Origin of the sequence: Phaeobacter cretensis (genome assembly GCF_047372505.1) — a bacterium.
Taxonomy (GTDB): Bacteria; Pseudomonadota; Alphaproteobacteria; order Rhodobacterales; family Rhodobacteraceae; genus Phaeobacter; species Phaeobacter cretensis.
The window spans coordinates 754709-777181 of the sequence record NZ_JBKBEU010000001.1 but is presented as its reverse complement, the minus strand read 5'-3'; the positions used below and the strand labels follow the sequence as shown (position 1 = coordinate 777181).

The following is a 22473-nucleotide window of genomic DNA, read 5'->3' as shown; positions in this document are numbered from 1 at the left end:
AATTGATCGTATCATTTTGTGTTCAGATTGTGGTCTGTTTCCTTTTCTGCGAGTAATTCCAGCATGAAAGAGCTTATTGTTGAACGGTTTGAGCCTGTGACACTGATTGGTGCAGGGGCGTTGGATCCCGGTGATCTGGAGGCGGCTCTGGCGCTGGCGCCGACACTGGTGGCTGCGGATGGTGGCGCGGCGGCTGCGTTAGCGGCGGGATATATGCCGGTGGCTGTGATTGGCGATTTAGATTCTCTGTCAGCGGATGTGCAGGCAGACCTCCCCTCAGATGCGCTGCATCATGTTGCAGAGCAGACCACTACAGACTTCGACAAAGCGTTGAGGATGATTGATGCGCCAGTCGTACTGGGTGTTGGGTTTCTGGGTGGGCGGATTGATCATCAATTGGCTGGCTTCAATACACTGATGCAACCCCACCCGAGCCCTTGCGTCCTGCTGGGGCCGCAGGAGGTTGTATTTCATCTGCGCGGCGAGATTGCTTTGCCGCTTGAACCGGGCGAGGTGGTATCGCTGTTTCCGATGCAGCAGGTAACCGGTTGGTCGGAGGGGCTGGAATGGCCCATCGAGGGCCTGCACCTGGATCCGATGGCGCGGGTGGGGACTTCAAACCGGGCGGAGGGGCCGGTTCGATTGCGCGCGAATGGTCCGGGGATGCTGGTGATCCTGCCGCGAGTGCGTTTGGGTCTGGTTACCCAAGCGTTGGTCGAAAAGGCGCATGCGGAACTGACGCGTGTTGAACCAGCGGTGCGAGACTAGGGTAAGGCCAGACGGCAGCCTGTTTCAGACGGGCGCTTGCTCCGGGGCAACGGGTGGGTCTTCAGTCAGCAGGCTATTCTTGGTTGCCGCTGACTGACGGGACTGGATATGCCGTTCGCGCAGTATTACGAACAGCCCGGCCGCGACAGTGACTACAATGCCGACCGCGGCAATACCGTTGGGCAGATCGGCAAAGATCCACCAGCCAAAGAGTGCGGCCACCGGAATTTCCAGATATTGCATGGAAGCCAGCGTGGCCGCCGGTGCATACCGAAGGCTCCAGGTCATCAGAAGATGCGCTGCAGTGCCAAGGCTGCCAATTGCTGCGAGTAGCCCCCATTGAGTGGGCGTAGGCATCACCAGCGCCAACATCGGGACATCCGTAACCTGTCCAAGCAACATCACCGGTATCATCATGACGCAGGCCATGGTGCCCGAGACTGCCTGCAGGCCAACCGGATCGGTGTCCTTGGCAATCTTGCGGGTGACGAGCATGAACAGGGCAAAAACCACTGCAACCATCAGTGGCCACAGCGCGTGAAGGCCTACTTCGGCAAAACTGGGTTGTATGACCAGCAACGTGCCACCAAAGCCGACAATGCAGGCCATAAGGCGCACCAGTCCGACCTCTTCTTTGAGGACATATTTGCCGAGCAGAAGCATGATGAACGGCATGACGAAGGCGATCGCCACCGCATCTGCCAGCGGCAGGTATTTAAGGCCGGTGAACATCGCTCCGATCCCTGCGATATGCAGAAGGGTCCGCAGAAAGGTCAGCCAGAGCACGCGCCCCCGCATCTGCCACATCCGTCCGGTTGCCCAGATCAATGGAACCAACAGCAGAACCTGCGCGGCGAAGCGGACAAACAACAATTGCCCCAGTGGAATATGTGCGCCCAGCAGTTTGGCCACGGCGTCGCCCAGGGGGGCAACAACGCAAAACCCAAACATGAGCAGGATACCAAGAGAGGGGCGATCGTGTGTCATGCGGCGACGCTAGACGCGGCGTTAGATGGATGCAAGCAGCGGTTGAGATTTGTAAGGTTGGGGGTGTACGACGTTGGTCGCACACCCCGCGTAATGGGTCTTATGGCGTCAGCAATTCGGAACGTTGACAGCCAGACCGCCGAGCGAGGTTTCTTTGTATTTGTCATGCATGTCGGCACCTGTCTGGCGCATCGTTTCAATACAAGCGTCGAGTGGTACGAAGTGCTCGCCATCACCGCGCAATGCGAGCGAGGCGGCGGATACTGCCTTGATTGCGGCAAGGCCGTTGCGCTCGATGCAGGGCACCTGCACCAGACCTTTGACCGGGTCGCAGGTCATGCCGAGATGATGTTCCAACGCGATCTCGGCGGCGTTTTCCACCTGTTCCGGCGTCCCGCCCATAACGGCGCAGAGACCTGCCGCGGACATGGCGGCGGCTGATCCTACCTCAGCCTGACAGCCGGCTTCGGCACCAGAAATAGAGGCGTTGAACTTGACGAGGCCGGCGATAGCGGCAGCGGTCAGGAGAAAATCCTCCACATGGCTTTCGGAGGCACCCGGCACGTGGTCAAGGTAATAGCGTATCACGGCTGGGAGCGTTCCGGCGGCCCCATTGGTGGGGGCGGTCACGACCTGACCGCCAGCCGCGTTCTCCTCGTTCACTGCCATCGCATAGACGCTCATCCAGTCATTTATAGTGTGCGGGGCTTTTAGGTTCATGCCGCGCTCAGCCAGTAGCGCGTCGTGAATGCCCTTGGCGCGGCGACGTACATTCAGGCCACCGGGCAGGATGCCGTCACGTTCGAGACCGCGATTGATACAGTCATTCATCACCTGCCAGATGCGGGCCGTGCCTTTGGCGAGGCTTTCCGCGCAGCCGCGCGCAACTTCGTTGCTGCGTTTCATCTGGGCGATGTTTTTGCCGCTGGCTTTGGCCATCTCCAGCATTTCGGTGGCTGACTTAAATGGGTAGGGGACCGGCGCGCCATCGTCAGTGTCTTTGCCGGCGGAGAGTTCTTCCTCGGTCAGAACAAAGCCGCCGCCAATGGAGTAGTAGACTTGGCGCAGGATTACATCGCCCTGTGCGTCGGTTGCCATCAGGATCATGCCATTGGCGTGGCCGTCAAGCGCGTGATCGTAATCAAACACCAGATCAGTTTTGGGGATAAAGGCGAGTGTGCCAAGACCCTCGGGGCTAACGGTGCCGCTGACTTCGATCTCGGCCAGAGTGGCCTGCGCTTTGGTGTCATCGTAGGATTCCGGCACATAGCCTGCGAGCCCCAGAATGGTGGCGCGATCCGTAGCGTGGCCAACGCCTGTAAAGGCCAAAGAGCCGTGGAGCGAGGCCCGCAAACCGTGGAATTCGAACGGGGAGGTGCGCATCAGATCCAGAAACTTCGCAGCGGCCACCATCGGTCCCATAGTGTGCGAGGACGAAGGGCCAATGCCCACTTTGAACATGTCGAAGACGGAGAGAAACATTAGGTGGCTGATCCTTCTGGCGGATTTGCGAGATGCGGCTGTGTAAAAGGCGTGGGGCCTAAACCTTCGGCCTTGATGGCGGCGGCTGTGCTGGGGCGGTTCTCAAGCCCGGAAAGCAACCGGGCCAGTTGGGGTGTGTCGGCAAGGTGGAACCAACTGCGATCGCTGTCACGCGGATAGAGCGCCATCCAGCGCATCATGCAGGCCAGATACAGCGTGAGTACGGTGGGCTGTCCCGATGACGCTTCGTCTCCGTTAGGGGCAGAGGGCGCTGTGAACAGCGAAGGGGTAGCAGTGGCGGCCGCGTCCAGATTGCGTAGGTGGACCATGATCCTCTCCTGCATGGTGGCCTGTAGTAGCTGTTGAGTTTCGGGGTCTGCGCCGATGTATTTACCCGGGTAAAACAGTATTCGCAGATCCGCATGCAATGTGTTGGAAGCATGAAACAGCCACTTCAGTAAGGCTGCACGTTGGGGGCTGTTTGCCGCAGGAACCAATGCTGAGTCCGGATGGCGGTCGCCCAGCCACAGAAGAATCGCGGCTGTTTCGAAGATAGCCCCGTCAGGGGTCTCCAATACAGGGATCAAGCCGGCAGGGTTCAGCGCGCGATAGGCGGGGTCATGCAGCGCCCCGGCACGGCGGTCAACCAAAGCAGTTTCATAGTTCTGACCCATCTCTTCCAGCGCCAGCCGGATAACCAGCGAGGCGTTGTCGGGGGCGTAATGCAGGCAGTACATATCCATCATGGAGCCGTTCTAAGGTTTCTAGTGGCATGGGTAACGCCCGTTTCCGACGTTTCCAATAGGAAACACGCAGTTTGCGCAAACACTGCGCCTGGCTGGTCGGCGCGTCTGTACATGAGGTTGACCTTGCTCTGTCAGCGCAGGCGGAGCTAGGGTCGGGCAGTATCGGGACAGGTTCATCAGTGACCGGTCATCGCCCGAACGGAGGTCGTACCTGTGATCCTACATTGTGTGTTTTTCCGGTTTCGTGAGGACGCCCCTTCAGAGACGTGTCGCGATGTTCTGAGTGAACTGGCGACATTTGCGCGCGGGCTTGCGGGCGTGCTGGATTTTGATGCTGGTCCAAATCGGGATTTTGAAGGGAAATCGCCGAACTATAGTGAAGGCTTCGTAGTCCGGTTTTCCAATCGTGGTGCCTTGGACCATTATGCCCAACACCCCGCTCATCAGGAATTGGGCGCGCGGCTTTGTGACTTATGTGTGGGCGGTGCGGATGGAATAATCGTTTTTGATCTCGAGACACCTTAGCCGTTTTGCGTGGCGGCCGGTGGTCGCAAGGCTGCCCGGGCGCAAGTAAGCGGCGGCACTGCCGCGCGAAATCTCCGGCAGGACCGGCATGACCTCTCGCGCGGGTGCGGTAAGTTGCTTATAACACCCATAAACAAGAGTATGGAGTCGCTGTCATGACAGGAGAATTGTCCCCGATCGACAAAGCCAAATTTGTTGCAGCAAAACGCGCAGCTGACATGGTTGAGGATGGCATGCGGGTCGGGCTCGGCACCGGATCAACCGCCGCCTGGCTGGTGCGCTGTCTCGGAGAGATGGTGCAAAACGACGGGCTGCGCATAAAGGGCGTGCCGACCTCTACGCGCACAGCTGAACTGGCCCATGAAGTTGGGATTGAGATTCAGACACTGGATGAGGCGAAATGGCTGGATCTGACCATTGATGGCGCTGATGAATTCGACCGGGATCTGAACCTAGTCAAAGGCGGCGGTGGGGCGTTGTTGCAGGAAAAAATCGTGGCAACGGCCTCGGACCGGATGGTGGTGATTGCGGACAAAGCCAAGGAGGTCGAGAGCCTTGGAGCTTTTCCACTGCCTGTGGAGGTGATCCCCTTTGGCTGGCAGACGACTCAGGCGCTGCTGGAGGAAACACTGGTGGCGATGGAGGTCATGGGCCGCAAAACAACGTTGCGGATGAATGGTGATGCTGCCTTTGTTACCGGTGAAGGCAATCACATTCTGGATTTGCATCTTAACCGCATCGGCAATGTTCGGCAGATGGCGTTGGTGCTGAACCAAGTTCCCGGTGTGGTGGAAAACGGGCTGTTTATTGATATTTGCGATACCGTTGTGGTGGGCTATGGCGATGGCAAGGTCGAGGTGCGCGACATCAACGAAGGCACCGTGGAAACCGACCGTCTGGATTTTGTCGAGACTGATAATCTGTTTAAGGATCTGAGTGATTGAGGTGGGATACCTGAGGCGGGTTCTCCTGCCAAATGGGCAGTATCTGGGTCTCGCTGATGACCACGAATTGGCCAACCAAACCAGACGCGCCTTTCCCTGACCTTTGATGGTCGGCGAAGAGGCTTCTTGTTGGTGAATCTGCGTGCCACTCTAATTGCTCCGGTTGGTTGCTGAAGTGTACTCGCGGGATACATCGACCCGGGGCCTTTGATGTCTGGTTATTCACGGGCTCTTCACGCTTTCGCGACTAAAACGCCCTAGGGCATTATAAACTCGGTACCGCACCCCCACCTGCGAGACTGGCAATTACCTCTGCGCTATGTGATACCTCGCGCAAGATATGAGAAGGGCGACCGAAATGAGCTTTGATTACGATCTTTTTGTTATTGGTGGCGGGTCCGGCGGAGTGCGTGCGGCACGGGTCGCAGCGCAGCAGGGCGTCAAGGTGGCGCTGGCCGAGGAAGACCGTTACGGCGGCACCTGTGTCATCCGCGGTTGCGTGCCGAAAAAGCTGATGGTGTTTGCCAGTGAATACGCGGGTATGGTCGAAGATGCGCAGGCCTATGGATGGGATCTGTCGCCGGGCAATTTCAACTGGGACCGCTTCAAGGGTAAGCTGCATGCGGAACTGGACCGGTTAGAGGGCATTTACCGCAACATCCTGAAAAACAACGAGGTCGAGACCTACGATCAGCGCGCCAAATTGGCAGATGCCCATACGGTTGAACTCGCGGATGGTACGCGCAAGACGGCCAAACACATCCTGATCGCGACGGGCGGCTGGCCGGTCAAGCCTGAGATCACGGGCGCGGAGCTGGCGATCACCTCAAACGAGATTTTCCACCTGGAAAAACTGCCTGAAACCATGCTGATCATTGGCGGCGGCTATATCGCCTGTGAATTTGCGGGCATCATGAATGGCCTGGGTGTCAAGACCACGCAATATTACCGCGGTGCGCAGATCCTGCGTGGCTTTGATGATGAGGCGCGCGGGCTGATTTCGGAAGAAATGTGCCAATCGGGCGTCGATTTGCATCTGGGTACAAATGCGCTGGAGATGCGCAAAGAGGGCGATAAGATCTGGGTCAAGGCGACCAATGGCGATGAGAACCTGTTCGATCAGGTGATGTTTGCAACCGGGCGCAACCCCAAAGCGGATAATCTTGGCCTCGAGGCGCTGGGCGTTGAGCGTGACCGAGCCGGTGCCATTGTGGTGGACCAATACAGCCAGACCGGGGTGCCATCGATCTATGCCGTGGGTGACGTGACCAACCGGGTGAACCTGACGCCGGTGGCGATCCGTGAAGGCATGGCCTTTGTCGAGACTGTCTTTAATGGCACCCCCACCAGACCTGACCACGAATTGATCCCGACGGCGATCTTTACCCAGCCGGAAATGGGCACTGTGGGTTTGAGCGAGGAAGCCGCAGCGGAGCAGGAACCGATCGAGGTCTACGCGACCTCGTTCAAACCGATGCAACAGGCCTTTGCTGGGCGTGCGCAGCGTGTGCTGATGAAATTGATTGTCTCTAAGGCCACGCGTAAGGTTCTGGGATGTCACATTGTCGCTCCTGGGGCTGGTGAAATGATACAGCTCGCGGGTATCGCCGTTAAGATGGGCGCAACAAAAGAAGACTTTGATCGTACCGTGGCGGTGCACCCGACCATGTCGGAAGAACTCGTCACGATGAAGACACCGGTGCGGACGGCTTGATTTTTCAGGCAGAAACCACAGGTAGGAACAACAAGCCGCGATGGGCGGCGAGATAGGGATTGGACACATATGGCGGGCAATAATGGTGGCCCCTGGGGCGGCGGAGGCTCTTCTGGCGGCTCAGGCAAAAATGGCAGCAACCAAGGTGGCGACGACAATCGGGGTGGCGGACGCCGTCCGGATGACGGTCAGATCCCCGAGATCGACGAGCTGGTGAAAAAAGGCCAGGAACAGCTGCGCGTCCTGATGGGCGGTCGCGGTGGTGGTACTGGCGGCGGCGGTCGTGGTGGCTCTGGCGGCGGCGGGGGTGGCCCGCAGCTGACCAAAGGCACAATTGCGCTGGGCGTATTGGCTGCGGTTGGTTTCTGGGTCTTTGCCAGCTTTTACACAGTAAAGCCGGAAGAACAGTCGGTTGAACTTTTCCTGGGCAAGTATTCCTCGACCGGACAGCCGGGCCTGAACTTTGCTCCCTGGCCACTGGTGACCAAGGAAATCCTGCCGGTGACCCGAGAACAGACCGAAGACATCGGTGTCGGCGGTGGCCGTAGCTCTGATGCGGGTCTGATGCTTACCGGGGATGAGAATATCGTTGATATCGATTTCCAGGTGGTCTGGAACATCAATGATCCGGCGCAATTCCTGTTCAACCTACGTGACGCGCGGACCACCATCCGTGCGGTTTCAGAATCTGCGATGCGTGAGATTATCGCTCAGTCTGAACTGGCACCGATTCTGAACAGGGATCGTGGCGCGATTGCATCGCGGTTACAGGACCTGATCCAGTTCACGCTGGACGACTACGACAGCGGTATTAACATCATTCGTGTCAACTTCGACAAGGCGGATCCGCCTGCTTCTGTGATCGCGGCTTTCCGCGATGTTCAGGCTGCAGAACAGGAGCGCGACCGTCGCCAGAATGAAGCGGATGCCTATGCGAACAATGCACTGGCCGAGGCCCGTGGTCAGGCGGCAGAACTGCTGGAAAAAGCCGAAGGCTATCGTGCGCGTGTCGTGAACGAAGCCCAAGGTGAAGCAAGCCGTTTCAGCGCGGTTTTGACCGAATACGAGAAAGCACCAGAGGTGACACGCAAACGCCTGTATCTCGAAACAATGGAACAGGTGCTGGGTCGCGTCGATAAGATCATCCTTGATGAGCAATCGGGCGAGGGCCAAGGCGTGGTACCATATCTGCCGCTGAATGAACTGCGCCGTGGAGGAAGCAACTGATGCGTAAGACAACTCTTTTGCTGCCCGCGCTGGTGGTTATCGTCATTACGGCGCTGTCGTCGGTGTTCATCGTGGACGAGCGTGAAAAAGCGCTGGTTCTGCAGTTCGGCCGGGTTGTTTCGGTTAAGGAAGAGCCGGGTCTGGCGTTTAAGATCCCAGTGATTCAGGAAGTCGTTCGCTATGATGACCGTATCCTGAGCCGCGACATTGACCCGCTTGAAATCACCCCGTCGGATGATCGCCGCTTGGTGGTTGATGCTTTTGCGCGTTACCGGATCACTGATGTGAACAGGTTCCGTCAGGCGGTTGGTGCCGGTGGTATTGCCACAGCGGAAAATCGTCTGGATTCAATCCTGCGGGCACAGACTCGTGAGATCCTCGGCTCGGTCAGCTCCAACGATATCCTGTCGTCGGACCGAGCCGCGCTGATGCTGCGGATCCGTAACGGCGCGATTGCTGATGCTCTTGCTCTCGGGATCACGGTTATTGACGTGCGCTTGAAGCGGACTGATCTGCCAACCGAAAACCTTGATGCAACTTTTGAGCGGATGCGAGCAGAGCGTGTGCGTGAAGCTACCGATGAACGCGCCCGTGGTAACGAAGCTGCGCAACGGATCCGCGCACAGGCTGACCGGACCGTGGTTGAATTGGTTTCAGAGGCACAGCGCGAAGCGGAGATCATTCGCGGTGAATCAGATGCGGAGCGGAACGCGATCTTTGCCGAAGCTTATGGCGCAGACCCGGAATTCTTTGAGTTCTATCGCTCGCTGAACGCCTATTCGAACTCGCTTCAAGCCGGGAACTCCACAATGGTTCTGTCGCCAGACAATGAGTTTTTCAACTATCTGAAATCCTCGAATGGAAAACCGGCGGCGGCTGCCCAGCAATGATCAATGCCGCAGATCATCTGCGCACAGAGTTGAGTAATACTCTGTTGAGTAAACAAACAGGGGGCTGGCCGGTTGGCTGGCCCCTTTTTTCTACGGGCTTGATCCCTTGTAGGACCTCACCGGGTTTCACTTCGATTTGAATACGTGCAACATTCATTGTGACGGGAATGAGAAAGACTACATTACGCCCATGATCTTTTGCGGCCTCGATAACGCCCACCGCGTATACCGCGCCGCAGAACATGGAATAGACGACAACTAAGGAGTAGTTTCGTGCAGCCACAGGCAAAGACGAACACAAACAATAAGGCACGCGCCCTTGCAAGCCAGCGCTCGGAGCAAGTGACACCGATGCGTCTGATCTGGCTTGCTATGATCAGCACATTGGTGCTGCTCGCGCAGGTTGCTATTGCGCAGGCCCGCCCTGAAAGCCTTGCGCCACTGGCCGACAAGGTCAGCCGCGCGGTGGTCAATATCACCACAACAACGGTGGTTGAGGGCCGCTCCGGCCCACAAGGCATCGTGCCCGAAGGATCACCTTTCGAAGATTTCTTCCGCGAATTTCAGGACCGTAACGGCGGTGGTGACGGAGAGCGTCCGCGCCGTTCATCCGCCCTTGGGTCGGGTTTTGTGATTTCGGAAGATGGCTATATTGTCACCAACAACCACGTGATCGAAGAAGCCGACGAGATCGAGATCGAGTTTTTCCCCGGTGAGGGCCAGCCCGCGCAGCCACTGCCTGCCAAAGTGGTCGGCACAGATCCAAATACCGATATCGCACTGCTGAAGGTTGAGGCACCAATGCCGCTGACCTTTGTAAAATTTGGCGATAGCGATCTGTCGCGCGTTGGTGACTGGGTCGTTGCAATGGGCAACCCTCTGGGGCAGGGGTTCTCGCTGTCTGCGGGTATCGTTTCGGCTCGCAATCGCGAACTTTCAGGGTCCTATGACGACTACATTCAGACTGATGCCGCGATCAACCGGGGCAACTCGGGCGGGCCGCTGTTCAATATGGACGGCCAGGTTGTCGGCGTGAACACTGCGATTCTGTCCCCCAATGGTGGATCAATCGGTATCGGTTTCTCCATGGCATCGAACGTTGTCAGCAAAGTGGTGAACCAACTGAAAGAATTCGGTGAAACCCGCCGCGGTTGGCTTGGCGTGCGTATTCAGGACGTGACCAAGGATGTCGCCGAGGCGATGGGTCTCGACAGTGCTAAGGGCGCGCTGGTCACTGATGTGCCCGAAGGCCCAGCGAAGGCAGCAGGTCTGCTGGCAGGCGACGTTATCTTGTCATTTGACGGTGTGGATGTGAAAGATACCCGAGGTTTGGTGCGTCAGGTCGGGAATACCGAAGTCGGCAAGGCCGTGCGGGTGCGAGTGTTCCGTGAAGGCAAAACCGAAACCCTCCGTGTTACTCTTGGTCGCCGTGAAGATGCACAGCGTCAGAGCACGCCTGAGGATGATGATGAGACTCCTCCTGAAACCGCCGAGAAACAGCTGTTGGGCCTGACGATCAGCCGCCTGAACGATGATCAACGTAGTGAGCTGAGTATACCGGACGACATGGATGGCTTGGTGATCACCTCCGTCGACGAAGCGTCGGAGGCCTGGGAAAAAGGTATGCGTGCTGGCGATCTGATCACTGAAGCGGGCCAGCAGAAATTGACCTCGATCAGTGAGCTGGAAGCGCGTATCGACGAGGCGAAAGAAGCTGGGCGTAAATCCTTGCTACTCTTGGTGCGCCGCGCTGGCGAACCGCGATTCGTCGCGCTGAACCTCAGCGAATAAGCGTCGACGAACATACTCCCTAAGCTAAGGACCGCCGGTTACGGCGGTCCGCTCTGATGACTGGCCTTACGACCGGTCGAGGGTCCTAATTTGCGGGACTGGTTTGGGGCCGGGAGGCAAATCAATACAAAATAGCCGGGCAAGAATGCCCGGCTATTTTGCGTGGATCGGTACAGGGCGGCCAAATTGCCCCCAGCCATTGGTCTCCGGCACGTCACGGACTCGCACCGATGGGAGGCGTCATCACATGGGCCTAAAGACCCCAGGCGCCTCCAGGCACCTTCTGTTCGATCCAACGAGTTGTTCTCAGATATCCGCCGCCCCAGATGGCGCATCTGGTCCCCGAATGCGCCCGACGGTTGTCTGGGTCCCGTCGAGCCATGTGCCGCGACACATGGCTCTTGATGGGACAGGCCACCGTTGGGATGGAACGGATAACGGCGGCCTGCGTACACCATGGCCCTTGCAGTGGGGCTGGTCTGTGATCCAGTTCACAATCAAGAGTATTTAGCGATTTGGCGTCTGTTTGGATCTTAGTCTGCTGCGTTGGCCGTGGTTCGGCCGCCGCTGAGATTCACCCACCTGGATCAACCCAGATCCGGATCAGCCAATAACCGCAATGCCGCCCGGTCGCGGATAGTCAGTCCGCCACGGCTGATGTCAATCACATCACCACGTTTCCATTGTGACAGCGTTTTGGAGACCGCTTCGCGGGTTGCACCGACAAACTCGGCCAGTTCACTTTGTGACAGGGACAGCCGCCCGTCGCCGCCCTCTGTCGTGAGATACAGCAATTTACGTGCCAGTCGCACTGGCATGGGCAGGAAAACCTGTTCGCTGTACTGCGTGTTCATCCAGCGCATCCGTTGCCCTGCAAGTCTAAGCAGGTCTCCGGCCAATGCAGGGTGATGCTGTAGCTTTGTCAGGACATCGCCGCTGCGCAGGCGACGCAGGCGACTGGGTTCCAGTGCTGTCGCAGTGGCCGTACGCGGACCGGGATCAAACAGGGCAATTTCGCCAAAGACAGCTCCTGGGCGCATAATATCGAGCGACAGTTTGCGCCCAGCAGAAGATAGCGTTGAGAACTCTACAGTGCCGCTGACAATCGCATAAAGCGCATCGCCCTCGTCACCTTGTTCGAACAATTCTTCCCCAGCCTGTAACAGGACTTCGCTTGCCTGACTGTCGAGCATCTCCAGCAGGCGGTCGGAAGCGCCAGACAGAAAACCGCGATCAGGGAGGAACCATTTACGCCGAGCAGTGGTGCGCGCGCTGCCATTGCCAGATCCCGGCGTGGGTAGCGTGTCAGAGGCAGGCGGTTGCGTGCTCATAGCGTACCCTTGCAGGTGAATTGGCGGGGATGTGAGAGCGTCCTAATTTTCAACGGCGACCAATCCCAACTTGCGGGCACTGACCAATGACAGCTGATCATTGGCAAATCCATCCTGTTCCTGAAATTTACGTACTGCCGTACGCGTATTGCGATCCATAAGACCGGTGATCTCGTCCCGGTAGAGGCCGCGAGCTGCCAGCGCTCGTTGAACTGAGCCGACGAATTGGGGTGTCATATCCACCGGGCAGGGCGTTTCGAACCAGCTTTCACGGCGTGGACGCACGATCTCTTGGCGGGTCTCGCGGCGAAAACGGGCGGGCTGCAAAACACGCCCATCCGGTGCGGTTTTGGCAGACCGGGTCATGACCTGAAAGGTGACGGTTTCAATCACGGCGGGGGTTGTATGTGTGCCCCAGCAGCTACCGGCCGGCGCACCGGGCGGGGCCGTTGGGCCTGCGCTGCGCGAGACCTGAGCGGTACCCGCTCTGGGCTGCGGTTCGACGCAGGCCACTGTCAGTGTCAGAGACCCCAGCGCAAACCACGTCCACAATGGACCGGCCCATATGAGGCGCGAGAGGTCAGCCATGAACAAAGTCCCCGTGTCTTGAAATCGGCAGCCGTGATGCCGCGATAGCCCGTCCGTATGGGGCTATCGCTATCAAACTACCGTAGTTCCGCGTCTGGCGCAAAGCCCAGTTACGGGTGCGGAGGGAGATGACTGGTTGGCCGTTATTGTAAGATCAAATATACGCAGAGACCAAAATTGTTGGGTGGTGGGCCTAGGCCGCCGGGCTATTTGGGGATTTGCGGCACTTCTGGGCAGGAGTTTTCTAATGCAGGCGGTTTCTGACTGGCGCGGTGCGCGGTGGTTGGCTACAACCTCGGACGCAACGCGAAAAAGGATGCAGCTGACGATGGCAAAAATCACTTATGTCGAACACAATGGTGCCGAACACGTTGTGGATGTGGCCAATGGGCTGACCGTGATGGAAGGCGCGCGCGATAACAACATTCCTGGGATCGAGGCGGATTGCGGCGGGGCCTGTGCCTGTTCAACCTGCCATGTCTATGTCGATGCCGCGTGGGTAGAGAAAATCCCTGCCAAAGACGACATGGAAGAGGACATGCTTGATTTCGCCTTTGAGCCGGATCCGGCACGCTCGCGTCTGACCTGCCAGATCAAGGTGACCGATGACTTGAACGGTCTTGTGGTACATATGCCTGAAAAACAAATCTGATGCGGCTGGGGCCGCAGGCGCGGCGTTGGCTGCGGTGCGCCTTGCCCTCGTCCTTGCGCCGCGCCAGCCAACCGCTGCACCTGTTGCAAGCTGGATGGCAACCTGGCGTGGCGCCTAGTCGTCTCCAAGCAACCTTTGCCATGGTTACAGGTCTTGTGACACTGTGCCTTGCGTCCGGTGGGGCAGCAGAGACTGCATCTCGATCGGCAGATGCGCATTTGCTGGAGGCCAGATTTGCGGTTCCCACGACACACTATCCGCATGGTGTGTTGGGGGATCGTATCGAATATTCTGCCATGACATTGCGTGACAGTCAGGGACGTGTGTTTCGCATAGACCTGCGCTCACGCGGACCAGTGTTTGAGGATCTGTCGCCACGGCTATGGGATGTCACCGCGGATGGTGCGCCGGAGGCCGTGGTGGTCGAAAGTGACCCGGAGAAGGGCGCGCAGTTGGCGGTATATGGGTTGCAGGATGGGGCCGTGCGCAAGATTGCGGCGACACCCCACATTGGCACTCGGTTTCGCTGGCTTGCGCCAATAGCTGCGGCGGATCTGGATGGGGATGGCCATATCGAAGTTGCCTATATTGACCGTCCTCACCTTGCGAAAACGCTGCGAGTCTGGCGCTATCGAGATGGCAAGCTGCATGAGTTGGCTCAGGCCGGCGGGCTGACCAACCACCGGATAGGCGAAGATTTCATCACGTCGGGCTTGCGCAGATGTGGCGATAAGCCCGAGCTGATCACAGTTGATGCTGGATGGGCCCGTATTATGGCCACTGCATTTGAGGCAGGCGAGTTGGTCAGTCGCGATATTGGGGCGTTTTCCCGGGCGCACGGGCTTGCAGCTGCATTGCAGTGCAACGATCCTGAGTAACCCGTCAACCACCCTACCTGTGCTATAGCTTCGCGTGGGGCAATGTGGCTTGGCCCATTGGTAAAGTTGCACCTATTTTCTGACAAATCCCTGGTGATGATCGCCTCGTTGTTTGAGGTTTGTTCACCACTTTGACCGTAGTGTATTGTCAAATACATCTTCCGGACCGCACTGGCGTGGCCCGTGACGCAACCCGTTTGCAAGCAGGAGACAGGCGTGTGACCTTTTCACCCTATGTGCTGGGAACCGGTATCGCCGGATGGAATTTTCTGGATCGAACTCGGGTTGAGCAGCAGAGAATATTTGATAAATCTCCGATACTTGACCGTGCGGTGGAGGAGTTTACGCAGAAGATCGATAGCATTAAGACTTCGGATCAGTTGCTAGACAACTATAATGTGCTGCAGGTTGCCCTGGGCGCATTTGGTCTTGAAGAAGACATCAATAACCGTGCCTTCATCAAACAAGTTCTGGATTCTGACCTGTCCGAGCCGACGTCATTTGCCAACCGTCTAAATGATAACCGTTATCTTGGGCTGGCCCAAACCTTTGGCTTTGGCAGCGAAGATGGTCCACAACTGCCAAGCAACACTGCCGACAAACCATATGTCACAGTCGCCAGCCCGGAAGATTTGCTGTCCAATCAGACATTGCTTACCCAGGCGCTGGAAGATTTCAGTCTCCAAAAATACGCCGGGAATGAGTTCTTTTTGATGCGGGTGCTGGAGTCGGACACGTCGGATCCCGCCTCGTTTGTAAACCGCCTGAGTGATCCCAATCTTACAGGTTTTGTGAACGCGTTCAAATTCAACCAGTCGCCAGAATATAGTACCGACATGGAAGCATTGGTGGGTGAATTCAGTGCTATGAACGATGGCAACGGCCCAGCCAATGCGGATGAGTTGCTGGCCGACGAAGGGCTCCTGAACGCGGTGATCAAAAGCTTCGATCTGGAATATACCAACACAATTTTCCTAAAACGGATGTTGGAATCAAATCCCCATGATCCGGAGTCGCCTGTAAACCAGAGAGAGGATCCACGCTACGTGGCGATGTCACGCGCCTTCGGCTTTGGGATATCGGATATCAATGAATTCACCAGCCCGGACGAGCTTTTGGCGCAGCCAGGGCTGCTTGCGGATGCGCTTGAACAGTTCAATGTCAGCAATCCGGGAGAGCAGTACATTCGCGATGTGTTGGAATCGGATCTATCGGATCCCAATTCGTTTGTGAACCAACCGGAAAACCTTGCCTATTATGACTTTGCTGATGCATTCCAGAACGAATGGCCAACAGCCCCCAGCAGGATGAAAGTGCTGGCAGATGAGGTCGGAAGCAAACTGTCGGGCTACGACACACCGCAGCAATTTGTTTTTGATTTTGATGCGTTTGAGGCGGGCCTCGACGTGTTCAATATCAGCAACCGAGCGCTCGACTTTGATGTGATGATCAAGGCGTTTGAATCAGACCTTTCTTCAGAAACATCATATGCGAACCTGCACCGCGACCCAAACCTCAAGGCTATGGCCAATGCTTTTGCCTTTAATTCTGGAGAAAGCGATCATACTTACCCTGGTGGCTTTGGGCAGGAAATTGCGAACCTTTACAAGGATCGTAATTTTGAGATCGCAATCGGAGAGAGCGATCCGAATATGCGGCTTGCGCTTGCGCTTGAGCGTGAGTTGCAGACTATTGCCGATTCTGGTGGAAGCGAGGATGCACATTGGTTTGGTATTATCGGGTCGCCGCCGCTTAAATCGGTGTTTGAGACTGCATTGGGCCTGCCATCCAATTTTGGCCAACTCAATATTGACCGTCAGGTGACTGAGATGAAAGAGCGGTCTTTGGCATCTTTTGGCACGACTCATCCGGCTGATCTGTTGGAGTCGGATAAACTGGATGAGTTCCGCAACAGGTTTCTTTTGCTAAGCGGTTTGAATAGCGACCAGACAACAGCTGGCTTCAGTGATCCGGTGCTGATGCTATTCTGATCGGGTTGATGCTTTGATTTTTTCAGTTTTGGCAAATAGCTGAGCCTGCCCTGAAGAATGTGGGGTGTGTGGTTCTTTATTTGGCGACATCTGGTATGCACCAGTCCGATTTTTTGTGGAGAAATTCCCCACGCCAGCGCATCTGTGAGGAATACTACGAGCGAGAGATATCTCATTAGAAGTAGGCACTTAAGGTGGCATATCTATCGAAGTCTGGATCAGGATAGATAGTAGCCCACCGGTTGAAGAGGGGGCGGCGCGTCTTGTCCCAACTTGGGTGCCAGCGCGCGTTCCACTGTGCGGCAAATCGCGTTCAGCGGCAGGCCGTTCACCGTCTCGCCAAAAGGGTGCGACAGCTCCTCGGTCACTTCGGCGAGGCCGAAAAACACATAGGCAACGATGCCCACAAAGATCGGCGTTAGCCAACCAGCGCCGTCGATCAATGCGAATGGCAATAAGATGCAGTAGAGATATGTCGTCCGAAACACCAACAGCGAATAGACATATGGCAGCGGTGTGGTGGCAATGCGCTCGCAACCTGCCTGTGCGAGGGCGATATTGGCAATGCGTTCGGCCAGTGCCTTGCGGGCAAAGCCATCGTCGGCACCTGCTGTCGCTTCGGCGGCCAGTGCGTCGAGTGCAGCACAGGGCGGATGAGGAGTGGATGCAAAATCTTCTCCTGCCCAGCGGATTGCCACTGAGGTGTCGGCCTGCTTACGCAGATTGATACGATGCAGGTGCAAAAAGCCGAGCGCCAGCTGCAGGATCCGCTTGCGTCTCTCAATATCCGTAACGAAGAGATCCACTTCGCGACTGAGGCTACGTAGATCGGCTACCAACTGGCCCCAGAGCTTGCGCCCTTCCCACCAGCGGTCGTAGGCCGCGTTGTTGCGAAACCCTAAGAACAACGATAGCGCGATACCAAAGACCGCGAAAGGTGCCGCATTTGTATGGGGCAAGGCGATGACTTTTGTATCGAGCCAAAGTACTAACGCTGATAGAGCCGAGAGACCAAGGATCCGTGGCAGAATGCGTGGCAGCACAGAGCCGCGCACCGCAAACAGCAGCTGCATCATGCCCGGTTTATCTCGTAGGATCATCGCTGTTGGCTCCTTTGTTCAAAGGCAAGCAGGATTTATCCTAGTGCGTTACGAAAGGGAATTCCGGTTCAGAAACGGCGGGCTGGAAGCGGTCGCGCCATTATCTATGACGGAATCGGATCATGGTGTCTCCGAACTGTATTTTGCAGCTCTTTGCCAGGGGCGGGTTTGCACATGTGCTCGTTGTTGCATGCTTCCCGCCGGGCGCGTCGCGCCCGGCTATGCCCAACTGTATTGAACCATCTTTGATGGGTCAGGAACAGGCGGGAGACGGCGCCCGCTATCTTGGCATCTTGCTGAAAACTGACCTTAATTAGTCAAATGCACGCCAGCCGATGTCGCGACGATAGAACCCTTCGGGCCAGTCAATAGCGTCGACCATCTCATAAGCGCGATCTCGGGCTTCCGGCAATGTTGCGCCCCGTGCGGTCACGTTCAACACACGGCCGCCGACTGCCAGCACCTTGCCGCTGTCACGCTTCGTGCCCGCATGAAAGACCATATTGCTGCTGTCCTCAGGCAGGGTATCAAGGCCTTTGATCTCGGTGCCTTTTTCATAAGCCTCAGGATAGCCATTGGCAGCCAGAACTACGGTTATGGCGTGGTCATCTGCCCAGTTGACCTTGGCTTCGGACAGGCGGCCTTCGGCGACTGCCTGCATCAGGTCCAGTGCCTGCGCACCGAGCCGCATCATCAGGACCTGACATTCGGGATCACCAAAGCGAACGTTGTATTCGACCAGCCGTGGCACACCATCTTTGATCATCAACCCGGCATAAAGCACACCCTGGTAGGGCATACCGCGATCGGCCATCACGCGCATCATGGGCTTCACGATTTCGCCCATGGCGCGGGCTTCGATCTCGGTGGTTAATACTGGTGCCGGCGAGTAAGCCCCCATGCCGCCCGTGTTGGGTCCCGTGTCTCCCTCGCCAACGCGTTTGTGGTCCTGCGCGGATCCTATGGCCAGCACGTCTTCGCCATCAACCAGAACAAACAGCGAGGCTTCCTCGCCTTCCATGAACTCCTCAATCACCACTTCAGCGCCAGCACCGCCAAATGCGCCTCCGAACATGTCGTCGATGGCTGCAATGGCCTCATCTTCGGTCATGGCGATAATGACGCCTTTGCCCGCTGCCAGGCCGTCAGCCTTGACCACCGTGGGCGCGCCATGTTTGCGCACATGGGCCTTGGCAGCCTGTGCATCGCTGAAATGGCCATAGGCCGCGGTCGGGGCGTTGGCAGCGTCGCAGATTTCTTTGGTGAAGCTCTTCGAGGCCTCCAGTTTTGCTGCCGCTTCCGAAGGACCAAAAACCAATACGCCCGCGTCGCGGAGACGATCAGCTACGCCAGCCGCCAGCGGCGCTTCGGGGCCAACGATCACGAAATCAATGGCGTTTTCCTCGGCGAAATTGACCACAGCGCCACCGCTTTCAATGTCCAGCGATGCGCAATCGGCGATCTGGGCAATACCTGCATTGCCGGGCGCGATGATCAGCTTGTCGCATTTGGGGTTCTGCATCACTGCCCAGGCGAGGGCGTGTTCACGCCCACCGCTGCCGAGGATAAGGATGTTCATGTCCGTGTTCTCCGATCTGCCTGCACCAATGGCTCCGCCGGCGATTGCCGGGGCTTGCCTTGCTTGCGGCGGGTTCTATGCTGCGCGCGACTTCAAAACAAGAACCACATGTGCCGCAGGAGAGCCGCGCCCGATGTCCGATCTGTTCGACGATCCCACCCCGGACACCAATCCCGGCCAGAATGCGCCCGAATTCACCGTTTCGGAGATTTCTGGTGAGGTAAAGCGCACGCTGGAAGGCAGTTTTGGGCGCATCCGGGTGAAGGGCGAGGTTGGCCGCGTATTCAAGGCACGTTCCGGCCATCTCTACTATGATATCAAGGACGACCGATCCGTACTTGCCTGCACCACCTGGAAGGGCCAGATCTCTAGCCTTTCGGTTGTGCCCGAAGAAGGATTGGAAGTGGTCGTCACAGGGCGGCTTACCGCGTTTGGAGCCCAATCCAAGTATAATATGAACGTGGATGAGGTGGCAGTTGCGGGTCAGGGCGCTTTGATGGCGCTATTGGAAAAACGCAAGAAACAGCTTGAGACAGAGGGGCTGTTTGCTGCTGAGCGCAAGCAGGCATTGCCCTATCTGCCGCAGGTTATTGGCGTGGTGACATCACCTTCAGGAGCGGTGATCCGGGATATTCTGCACCGCTTGCGTGAACGCTTCCCACGCAAGGTGCTGGTCTGGCCTGTTGCGGTTCAGGGCAAAGCCTGTGCCCCGGAGGTGACTCGCGCCATTGAAGGATTTAACCAATTTACACCGGGGGGAGCACTTCCACGACCGGATTTGATCATCGTTGCCCGTGGCGGTGGTTCGATCGAGGATCTCTGGGGCTTCAATGAGGAGGTCGTCGCGCGCGCGGCGGCGGCTTCGCAAATTCCGCTGATATCTGCGGTGGGCCATGAAACCGATACGACGCTGATCGATTTTGTGTCTGACCGACGCGCGCCAACCCCCACTGCTGCCGCGGAATTGGCTGTGCCTGTGCGGTTGGAATTGATGGGCTGGACCGAGAATCAGAGCGCGCGGCTGGTGCGCACTGCCGGGCAGGCGGTGCAGCAGCGCCGACAGCGGTTGAATGACCTGACCCGCGCGCTTCCGAATCCAGACACTTTATTGGAAAACCCGCGTCAACGGCTGGATCGCATCGCGGACAAGCTGCCCGATGCGTTGATCCGGGGGGTGGAGCGCCGCCGCCTGAGGCTAAGCGAGGCCACTGCCGCATTGCGCCCGAGCACCCTACGCCAGTTGGTACATGGGCGTCGCGATACGCTACGCTACCTCTCTTCGCGGCTGACATTGCGCCCGATTCAGCAGGAGCTTGCACGCCAACAGGATCGTCTTGGCCAATTGGCGCAACGCTTGGATACGGTTCAGAACCAACGGCTGGATCGGCAGCGGCGGAGACTGGAGGCCACTGGCCGTCAATTGGAAATTCTGAGTTACAAGGCCACGCTGGATCGTGGCTATGCTGTGGTGCGCGGTGGCGAAGGAGTGATTACTCGTGCGGCCGACGCTGCGTCGCAGGAAAATTTGTGGATCGAATTCGCTGATGCAGAGATTGAAGTCGCGTCAAACGGGAGCCGACGTCACGAGGATGGCGCGTCGCATAGCAACGCCAAGCAGGCCAAACCTAAACATTCCAAAATCAAATCAGCCAAAGTTACAGATGCAGAGCCCGAACCACCGAAGCATGACAAGCCGGAGCCCGACGATCAGGGGTCATTGTTCTAGTGGTATGATCGGCCTTGCTGCAGGCAAGCAAAAGGCTGCGAATTGAGAGGCGGGGCATTTAGCAAAAACTGAGTGACAGGCGGCAGCCTACGCCGTTCTATCTATATTTAGATCGATCAGACACCGATCTTGGGCCCAAGACAGAGCATTTCCTCGCCCAGTTCGTCGGCTTCATAGAGTTCGGTCGCCTCAGGGTCGCCCTCAAACTGGGCAATCAGGCCTTTGTCGCTGATTGAAAACTCCCAACATTGCGGCGCGCCGATCTCATCGTAGATAAAACAGATCTGATTGGCCTGCGGATACCATTCGCCGTTTTGGCATTGGCCATCCAGAAAAGACCATATCACGCGCCTGTTTGGTAGATATCGCTCGACTCCATAGGGAACTCCGTCAAAGCCATAAAATAACGTGCGGCCCTGCGTATAGCGATCAAACTGATCGGCTGACAGTGCTGCACCGGCCTGCGCCATTTCGCCGTGCAGAACGCCGCCACACAGGACGAGCGAGAGAATCGAACAGAGTGATCGCATTGTCTAACTCTGCCAGAGTGGTAAGCGTCTGGCCAATGTTTCTGTTGGTTTGCCAGTGGTTGGCATCAATTCGCGGGTGTTGCCGGGGTGCCGGGCGGATACTGGGGTTTCGCTGCGTCACCTTTGACCGATGCCACTCTGACGGGCAACATCGCGCCAGCAATCGGACAGAGATCTGCGACGGAGCCAAGTATGCTTGCGTCAAGACAGCTAAGTCTGATCAGCCAGAGTTGACAAATTAAGTCGATGCAGGGGAGAGATCAGAATGCCAGATTTGGGGGGCGCATCGATAGGGGATGTGCTGGTATTATTCGCAGCGCTGTTTGCACTCGTCTATCTGGGACTGACGGCCCGCTCGCCGAGTATCTTGCGCAGTGCCACCAAAACTTTGGCGGTGTTGCTGCTGGCCTGTGCTGCTTGGTTGGGGGGCGGATCCGCGCTTCTGATCCTGGCACTCGGCCTTTGTACATTGGGTGACTTGTTCTTGTCGCGCGACGGCGAGAGCGCATTTATGGCGGGCGTCGGTTCCTTTGCCGCAGGGCATTTGGTTTATATTTTTCTGTTCCTTGGACAGGAAAACAGTGATTTCGGCCGACTTATGCAGGTTCCCCAGCTTTTGGGCGTTGTGGTGCTTGTGCTTGCCGGTTTGGCGATGGCGCGCCTGCTAGCGCCCCGGGCTGGTGTACTCAAAGGGCCGGTACTCGCGTATGTGCCGATTATTCTTGGTATGGGGCTGGCGGCGTTGACCCTGCCGTTGGGGGCATCCACTGCTGGTCTTGCACTGGTGTTGCCTGCGGCGGTGGCCTTTATGGTGTCGGATATTGTTCTGGCTTTTGAGACCTTTGTGTTGTCGGAAAACCACCCGATGCGCTGGATCACGCCTTATGTCGTCTGGCCGCTATATTGGGGCGCACAGGTTGGATTTTTGCTGGCTTTTCTCTAGGGCTGTATCGGTTTTGCGGCGGTCAGCGGTCTGAGGTGCTTTGCACTTGCTGCAAAACCGCATTAGGTGTCCGCATGACAA

The 22473-nt window shown here is 57.3% G+C and carries 20 protein-coding genes; 12 read left to right on the top strand and 8 right to left on the bottom strand.

What is annotated here, in order from left to right; genetic code table 11:
• Positions 1–63: 63 nt before the first annotated feature.
• Positions 64–768, top strand: a complete 705-nt coding sequence (locus tag ACEWZM_RS03765) for a thiamine diphosphokinase (RefSeq protein WP_414005174.1) — start codon at positions 64–66, stop codon at positions 766–768.
• A 24-nt stretch (positions 769–792) separates the two neighbouring features.
• On the opposite strand, the gene ACEWZM_RS03760 is transcribed toward ACEWZM_RS03765, so the two are convergent.
• The 3 genes from ACEWZM_RS03760 to ACEWZM_RS03750 form a co-directional block, all read right to left on the bottom strand.
• On the bottom strand, positions 793–1755 hold the full coding sequence (locus ACEWZM_RS03760) for a DMT family transporter (RefSeq protein ID WP_414005173.1): 963 nt from the start codon (positions 1753–1755) through the stop codon (positions 793–795).
• 108 nt (positions 1756–1863) lie between these two features.
• Positions 1864–3237, bottom strand: a complete 1374-nt coding sequence (locus tag ACEWZM_RS03755; RefSeq protein ID WP_414005172.1) for an L-serine ammonia-lyase — start codon at positions 3235–3237, stop codon at positions 1864–1866.
• A complete protein-coding gene (locus tag ACEWZM_RS03750; RefSeq protein WP_414005171.1) occupies positions 3237–3983 on the bottom strand; it encodes a glutathione S-transferase family protein in 747 nt (248 codons plus the stop codon). Before ACEWZM_RS03750 ends, ACEWZM_RS03755 begins: the two co-directional genes overlap by 1 nt.
• Before the next feature lie 213 nt (positions 3984–4196).
• On the opposite strand from ACEWZM_RS03750, the gene ACEWZM_RS03745 reads away from it, so the two are divergent.
• The 6 genes from ACEWZM_RS03745 (at position 4197) to ACEWZM_RS03720 (ending at position 11074) form a co-directional block, all read left to right on the top strand.
• Complete coding sequence (locus tag ACEWZM_RS03745; protein ID WP_414005170.1) at positions 4197–4508, top strand: Dabb family protein; 312 nt, start codon at positions 4197–4199, stop codon at positions 4506–4508.
• A gap of 155 nt (positions 4509–4663) precedes the next feature.
• Positions 4664–5452 (top strand): ribose-5-phosphate isomerase RpiA, encoded by a 789-nt coding sequence (gene rpiA / locus ACEWZM_RS03740; protein ID WP_414005169.1) that lies wholly within the window; start codon positions 4664–4666, stop codon positions 5450–5452.
• A gap of 358 nt (positions 5453–5810) precedes the next feature.
• Positions 5811–7166, top strand: coding sequence for a glutathione-disulfide reductase (gene gor / locus ACEWZM_RS03735; protein WP_414005168.1), 1356 nt, complete (start codon positions 5811–5813; stop codon positions 7164–7166).
• Between the two features lie 69 nt (positions 7167–7235).
• Positions 7236–8393 (top strand): FtsH protease activity modulator HflK, encoded by a 1158-nt coding sequence (gene hflK, locus ACEWZM_RS03730; RefSeq protein ID WP_414005167.1) that lies wholly within the window; start codon positions 7236–7238, stop codon positions 8391–8393.
• Positions 8393–9283 carry a protease modulator HflC gene (gene hflC / locus ACEWZM_RS03725; protein WP_414005166.1) on the top strand — a complete coding sequence of 297 codons (891 nt, stop codon included), beginning with the start codon at positions 8393–8395 and terminating at the stop codon, positions 9281–9283. The genes hflK and hflC overlap by 1 nt, the downstream gene beginning before the upstream one ends.
• 273 nt (positions 9284–9556) lie before the next feature.
• Complete coding sequence (locus tag ACEWZM_RS03720; RefSeq protein WP_414005165.1) at positions 9557–11074, top strand: Do family serine endopeptidase; 1518 nt, start codon at positions 9557–9559, stop codon at positions 11072–11074.
• A 587-nt stretch (positions 11075–11661) separates the two neighbouring features.
• Here the strand turns inward: ACEWZM_RS03720 and ACEWZM_RS03715 are convergent.
• Positions 11662–12267, bottom strand: a complete 606-nt coding sequence (locus ACEWZM_RS03715; protein ID WP_414007945.1) for a Crp/Fnr family transcriptional regulator — start codon at positions 12265–12267, stop codon at positions 11662–11664.
• 180 nt (positions 12268–12447) lie between these two features.
• Positions 12448–12993, bottom strand: coding sequence for a peptidoglycan-binding domain-containing protein (locus tag ACEWZM_RS03710; protein WP_414005164.1), 546 nt, complete (start codon positions 12991–12993; stop codon positions 12448–12450).
• Between the two features lie 328 nt (positions 12994–13321).
• Here ACEWZM_RS03710 and ACEWZM_RS03705 point away from each other — a divergent pair, with 328 nt between their 5' ends.
• From ACEWZM_RS03705 to ACEWZM_RS03695, 3 genes are all read left to right on the top strand, one after another.
• A complete protein-coding gene (locus ACEWZM_RS03705) occupies positions 13322–13645 on the top strand; it encodes a 2Fe-2S iron-sulfur cluster-binding protein (RefSeq protein WP_414005163.1) in 324 nt (107 codons plus the stop codon).
• Complete coding sequence (locus tag ACEWZM_RS03700) at positions 13645–14523, top strand: FG-GAP repeat domain-containing protein (protein WP_414005162.1); 879 nt, start codon at positions 13645–13647, stop codon at positions 14521–14523. Before ACEWZM_RS03705 ends, ACEWZM_RS03700 begins: the two co-directional genes overlap by 1 nt.
• 218 nt (positions 14524–14741) lie before the next feature.
• A complete protein-coding gene (locus tag ACEWZM_RS03695; protein WP_414005161.1) occupies positions 14742–16514 on the top strand; it encodes a DUF1217 domain-containing protein in 1773 nt (590 codons plus the stop codon).
• A gap of 218 nt (positions 16515–16732) precedes the next feature.
• On the opposite strand, the gene ACEWZM_RS03690 is transcribed toward ACEWZM_RS03695, so the two are convergent.
• Both ACEWZM_RS03690 and purD read right to left on the bottom strand, forming a co-directional pair.
• Positions 16733–17614, bottom strand: a complete 882-nt coding sequence (locus ACEWZM_RS03690; RefSeq protein ID WP_414005160.1) for a bestrophin family protein — start codon at positions 17612–17614, stop codon at positions 16733–16735.
• A 313-nt stretch (positions 17615–17927) separates the two neighbouring features.
• Positions 17928–19193 carry a phosphoribosylamine--glycine ligase gene (purD, locus tag ACEWZM_RS03685; RefSeq protein WP_414005159.1) on the bottom strand — a complete coding sequence of 422 codons (1266 nt, stop codon included), beginning with the start codon at positions 19191–19193 and terminating at the stop codon, positions 17928–17930.
• 133 nt (positions 19194–19326) lie between these two features.
• Between purD and xseA the strand changes: the two genes are divergently transcribed.
• On the top strand, positions 19327–20919 hold the full coding sequence (gene xseA / locus ACEWZM_RS03680) for an exodeoxyribonuclease VII large subunit (protein WP_414007944.1): 1593 nt from the start codon (positions 19327–19329) through the stop codon (positions 20917–20919).
• 116 nt (positions 20920–21035) lie between these two features.
• On the opposite strand, the gene ACEWZM_RS03675 is transcribed toward xseA, so the two are convergent.
• Positions 21036–21449, bottom strand: a complete 414-nt coding sequence (locus ACEWZM_RS03675) for a hypothetical protein (protein ID WP_414005158.1) — start codon at positions 21447–21449, stop codon at positions 21036–21038.
• A gap of 265 nt (positions 21450–21714) precedes the next feature.
• Between ACEWZM_RS03675 and ACEWZM_RS03670 the strand changes: the two genes are divergently transcribed.
• Positions 21715–22392 carry a lysoplasmalogenase gene (locus ACEWZM_RS03670; RefSeq protein ID WP_414005157.1) on the top strand — a complete coding sequence of 226 codons (678 nt, stop codon included), beginning with the start codon at positions 21715–21717 and terminating at the stop codon, positions 22390–22392.
• The last annotated feature ends 81 nt before the right edge of the window (positions 22393–22473 follow it).

Excerpts from the sequence above, each read along its gene's own strand:
- ACEWZM_RS03705 (WP_414005163.1), top strand. The coding sequence starts at position 13,322 with ATGGCAAAAATCACTTATGTCGAACACAATGGTGCCGAACACGTTGTG.
- ACEWZM_RS03690 (WP_414005160.1), bottom strand. The coding sequence starts at position 17,614 with ATGATCCTACGAGATAAACCGGGCATGATGCAGCTGCTGTTTGCGGTG.
- ACEWZM_RS03755 (WP_414005172.1), bottom strand. The coding sequence starts at position 3,237 with ATGTTTCTCTCCGTCTTCGACATGTTCAAAGTGGGCATTGGCCCTTCG.
- ACEWZM_RS03715 (WP_414007945.1), bottom strand. The coding sequence starts at position 12,267 with ATGCTCGACAGTCAGGCAAGCGAAGTCCTGTTACAGGCTGGGGAAGAA.
- ACEWZM_RS03670 (WP_414005157.1), top strand. The coding sequence starts at position 21,715 with ATGCCAGATTTGGGGGGCGCATCGATAGGGGATGTGCTGGTATTATTC.
- gor (WP_414005168.1), top strand. The coding sequence starts at position 5,811 with ATGAGCTTTGATTACGATCTTTTTGTTATTGGTGGCGGGTCCGGCGGA.
- ACEWZM_RS03700 (WP_414005162.1), top strand. The coding sequence starts at position 13,645 with ATGCGGCTGGGGCCGCAGGCGCGGCGTTGGCTGCGGTGCGCCTTGCCC.
- xseA (WP_414007944.1), top strand. The coding sequence starts at position 19,327 with ATGTCCGATCTGTTCGACGATCCCACCCCGGACACCAATCCCGGCCAG.
- ACEWZM_RS03750 (WP_414005171.1), bottom strand. The coding sequence starts at position 3,983 with ATGATGGATATGTACTGCCTGCATTACGCCCCCGACAACGCCTCGCTG.
- ACEWZM_RS03765 (WP_414005174.1), top strand. The coding sequence starts at position 64 with ATGAAAGAGCTTATTGTTGAACGGTTTGAGCCTGTGACACTGATTGGT.
- hflK (WP_414005167.1), top strand. The coding sequence starts at position 7,236 with ATGGCGGGCAATAATGGTGGCCCCTGGGGCGGCGGAGGCTCTTCTGGC.
- ACEWZM_RS03675 (WP_414005158.1), bottom strand. The coding sequence starts at position 21,449 with ATGCGATCACTCTGTTCGATTCTCTCGCTCGTCCTGTGTGGCGGCGTT.
- rpiA (WP_414005169.1), top strand. The coding sequence starts at position 4,664 with ATGACAGGAGAATTGTCCCCGATCGACAAAGCCAAATTTGTTGCAGCA.
- ACEWZM_RS03710 (WP_414005164.1), bottom strand. The coding sequence starts at position 12,993 with ATGGCTGACCTCTCGCGCCTCATATGGGCCGGTCCATTGTGGACGTGG.
- purD (WP_414005159.1), bottom strand. The coding sequence starts at position 19,193 with ATGAACATCCTTATCCTCGGCAGCGGTGGGCGTGAACACGCCCTCGCC.
- hflC (WP_414005166.1), top strand. The coding sequence starts at position 8,393 with ATGCGTAAGACAACTCTTTTGCTGCCCGCGCTGGTGGTTATCGTCATT.
- ACEWZM_RS03760 (WP_414005173.1), bottom strand. The coding sequence starts at position 1,755 with ATGACACACGATCGCCCCTCTCTTGGTATCCTGCTCATGTTTGGGTTT.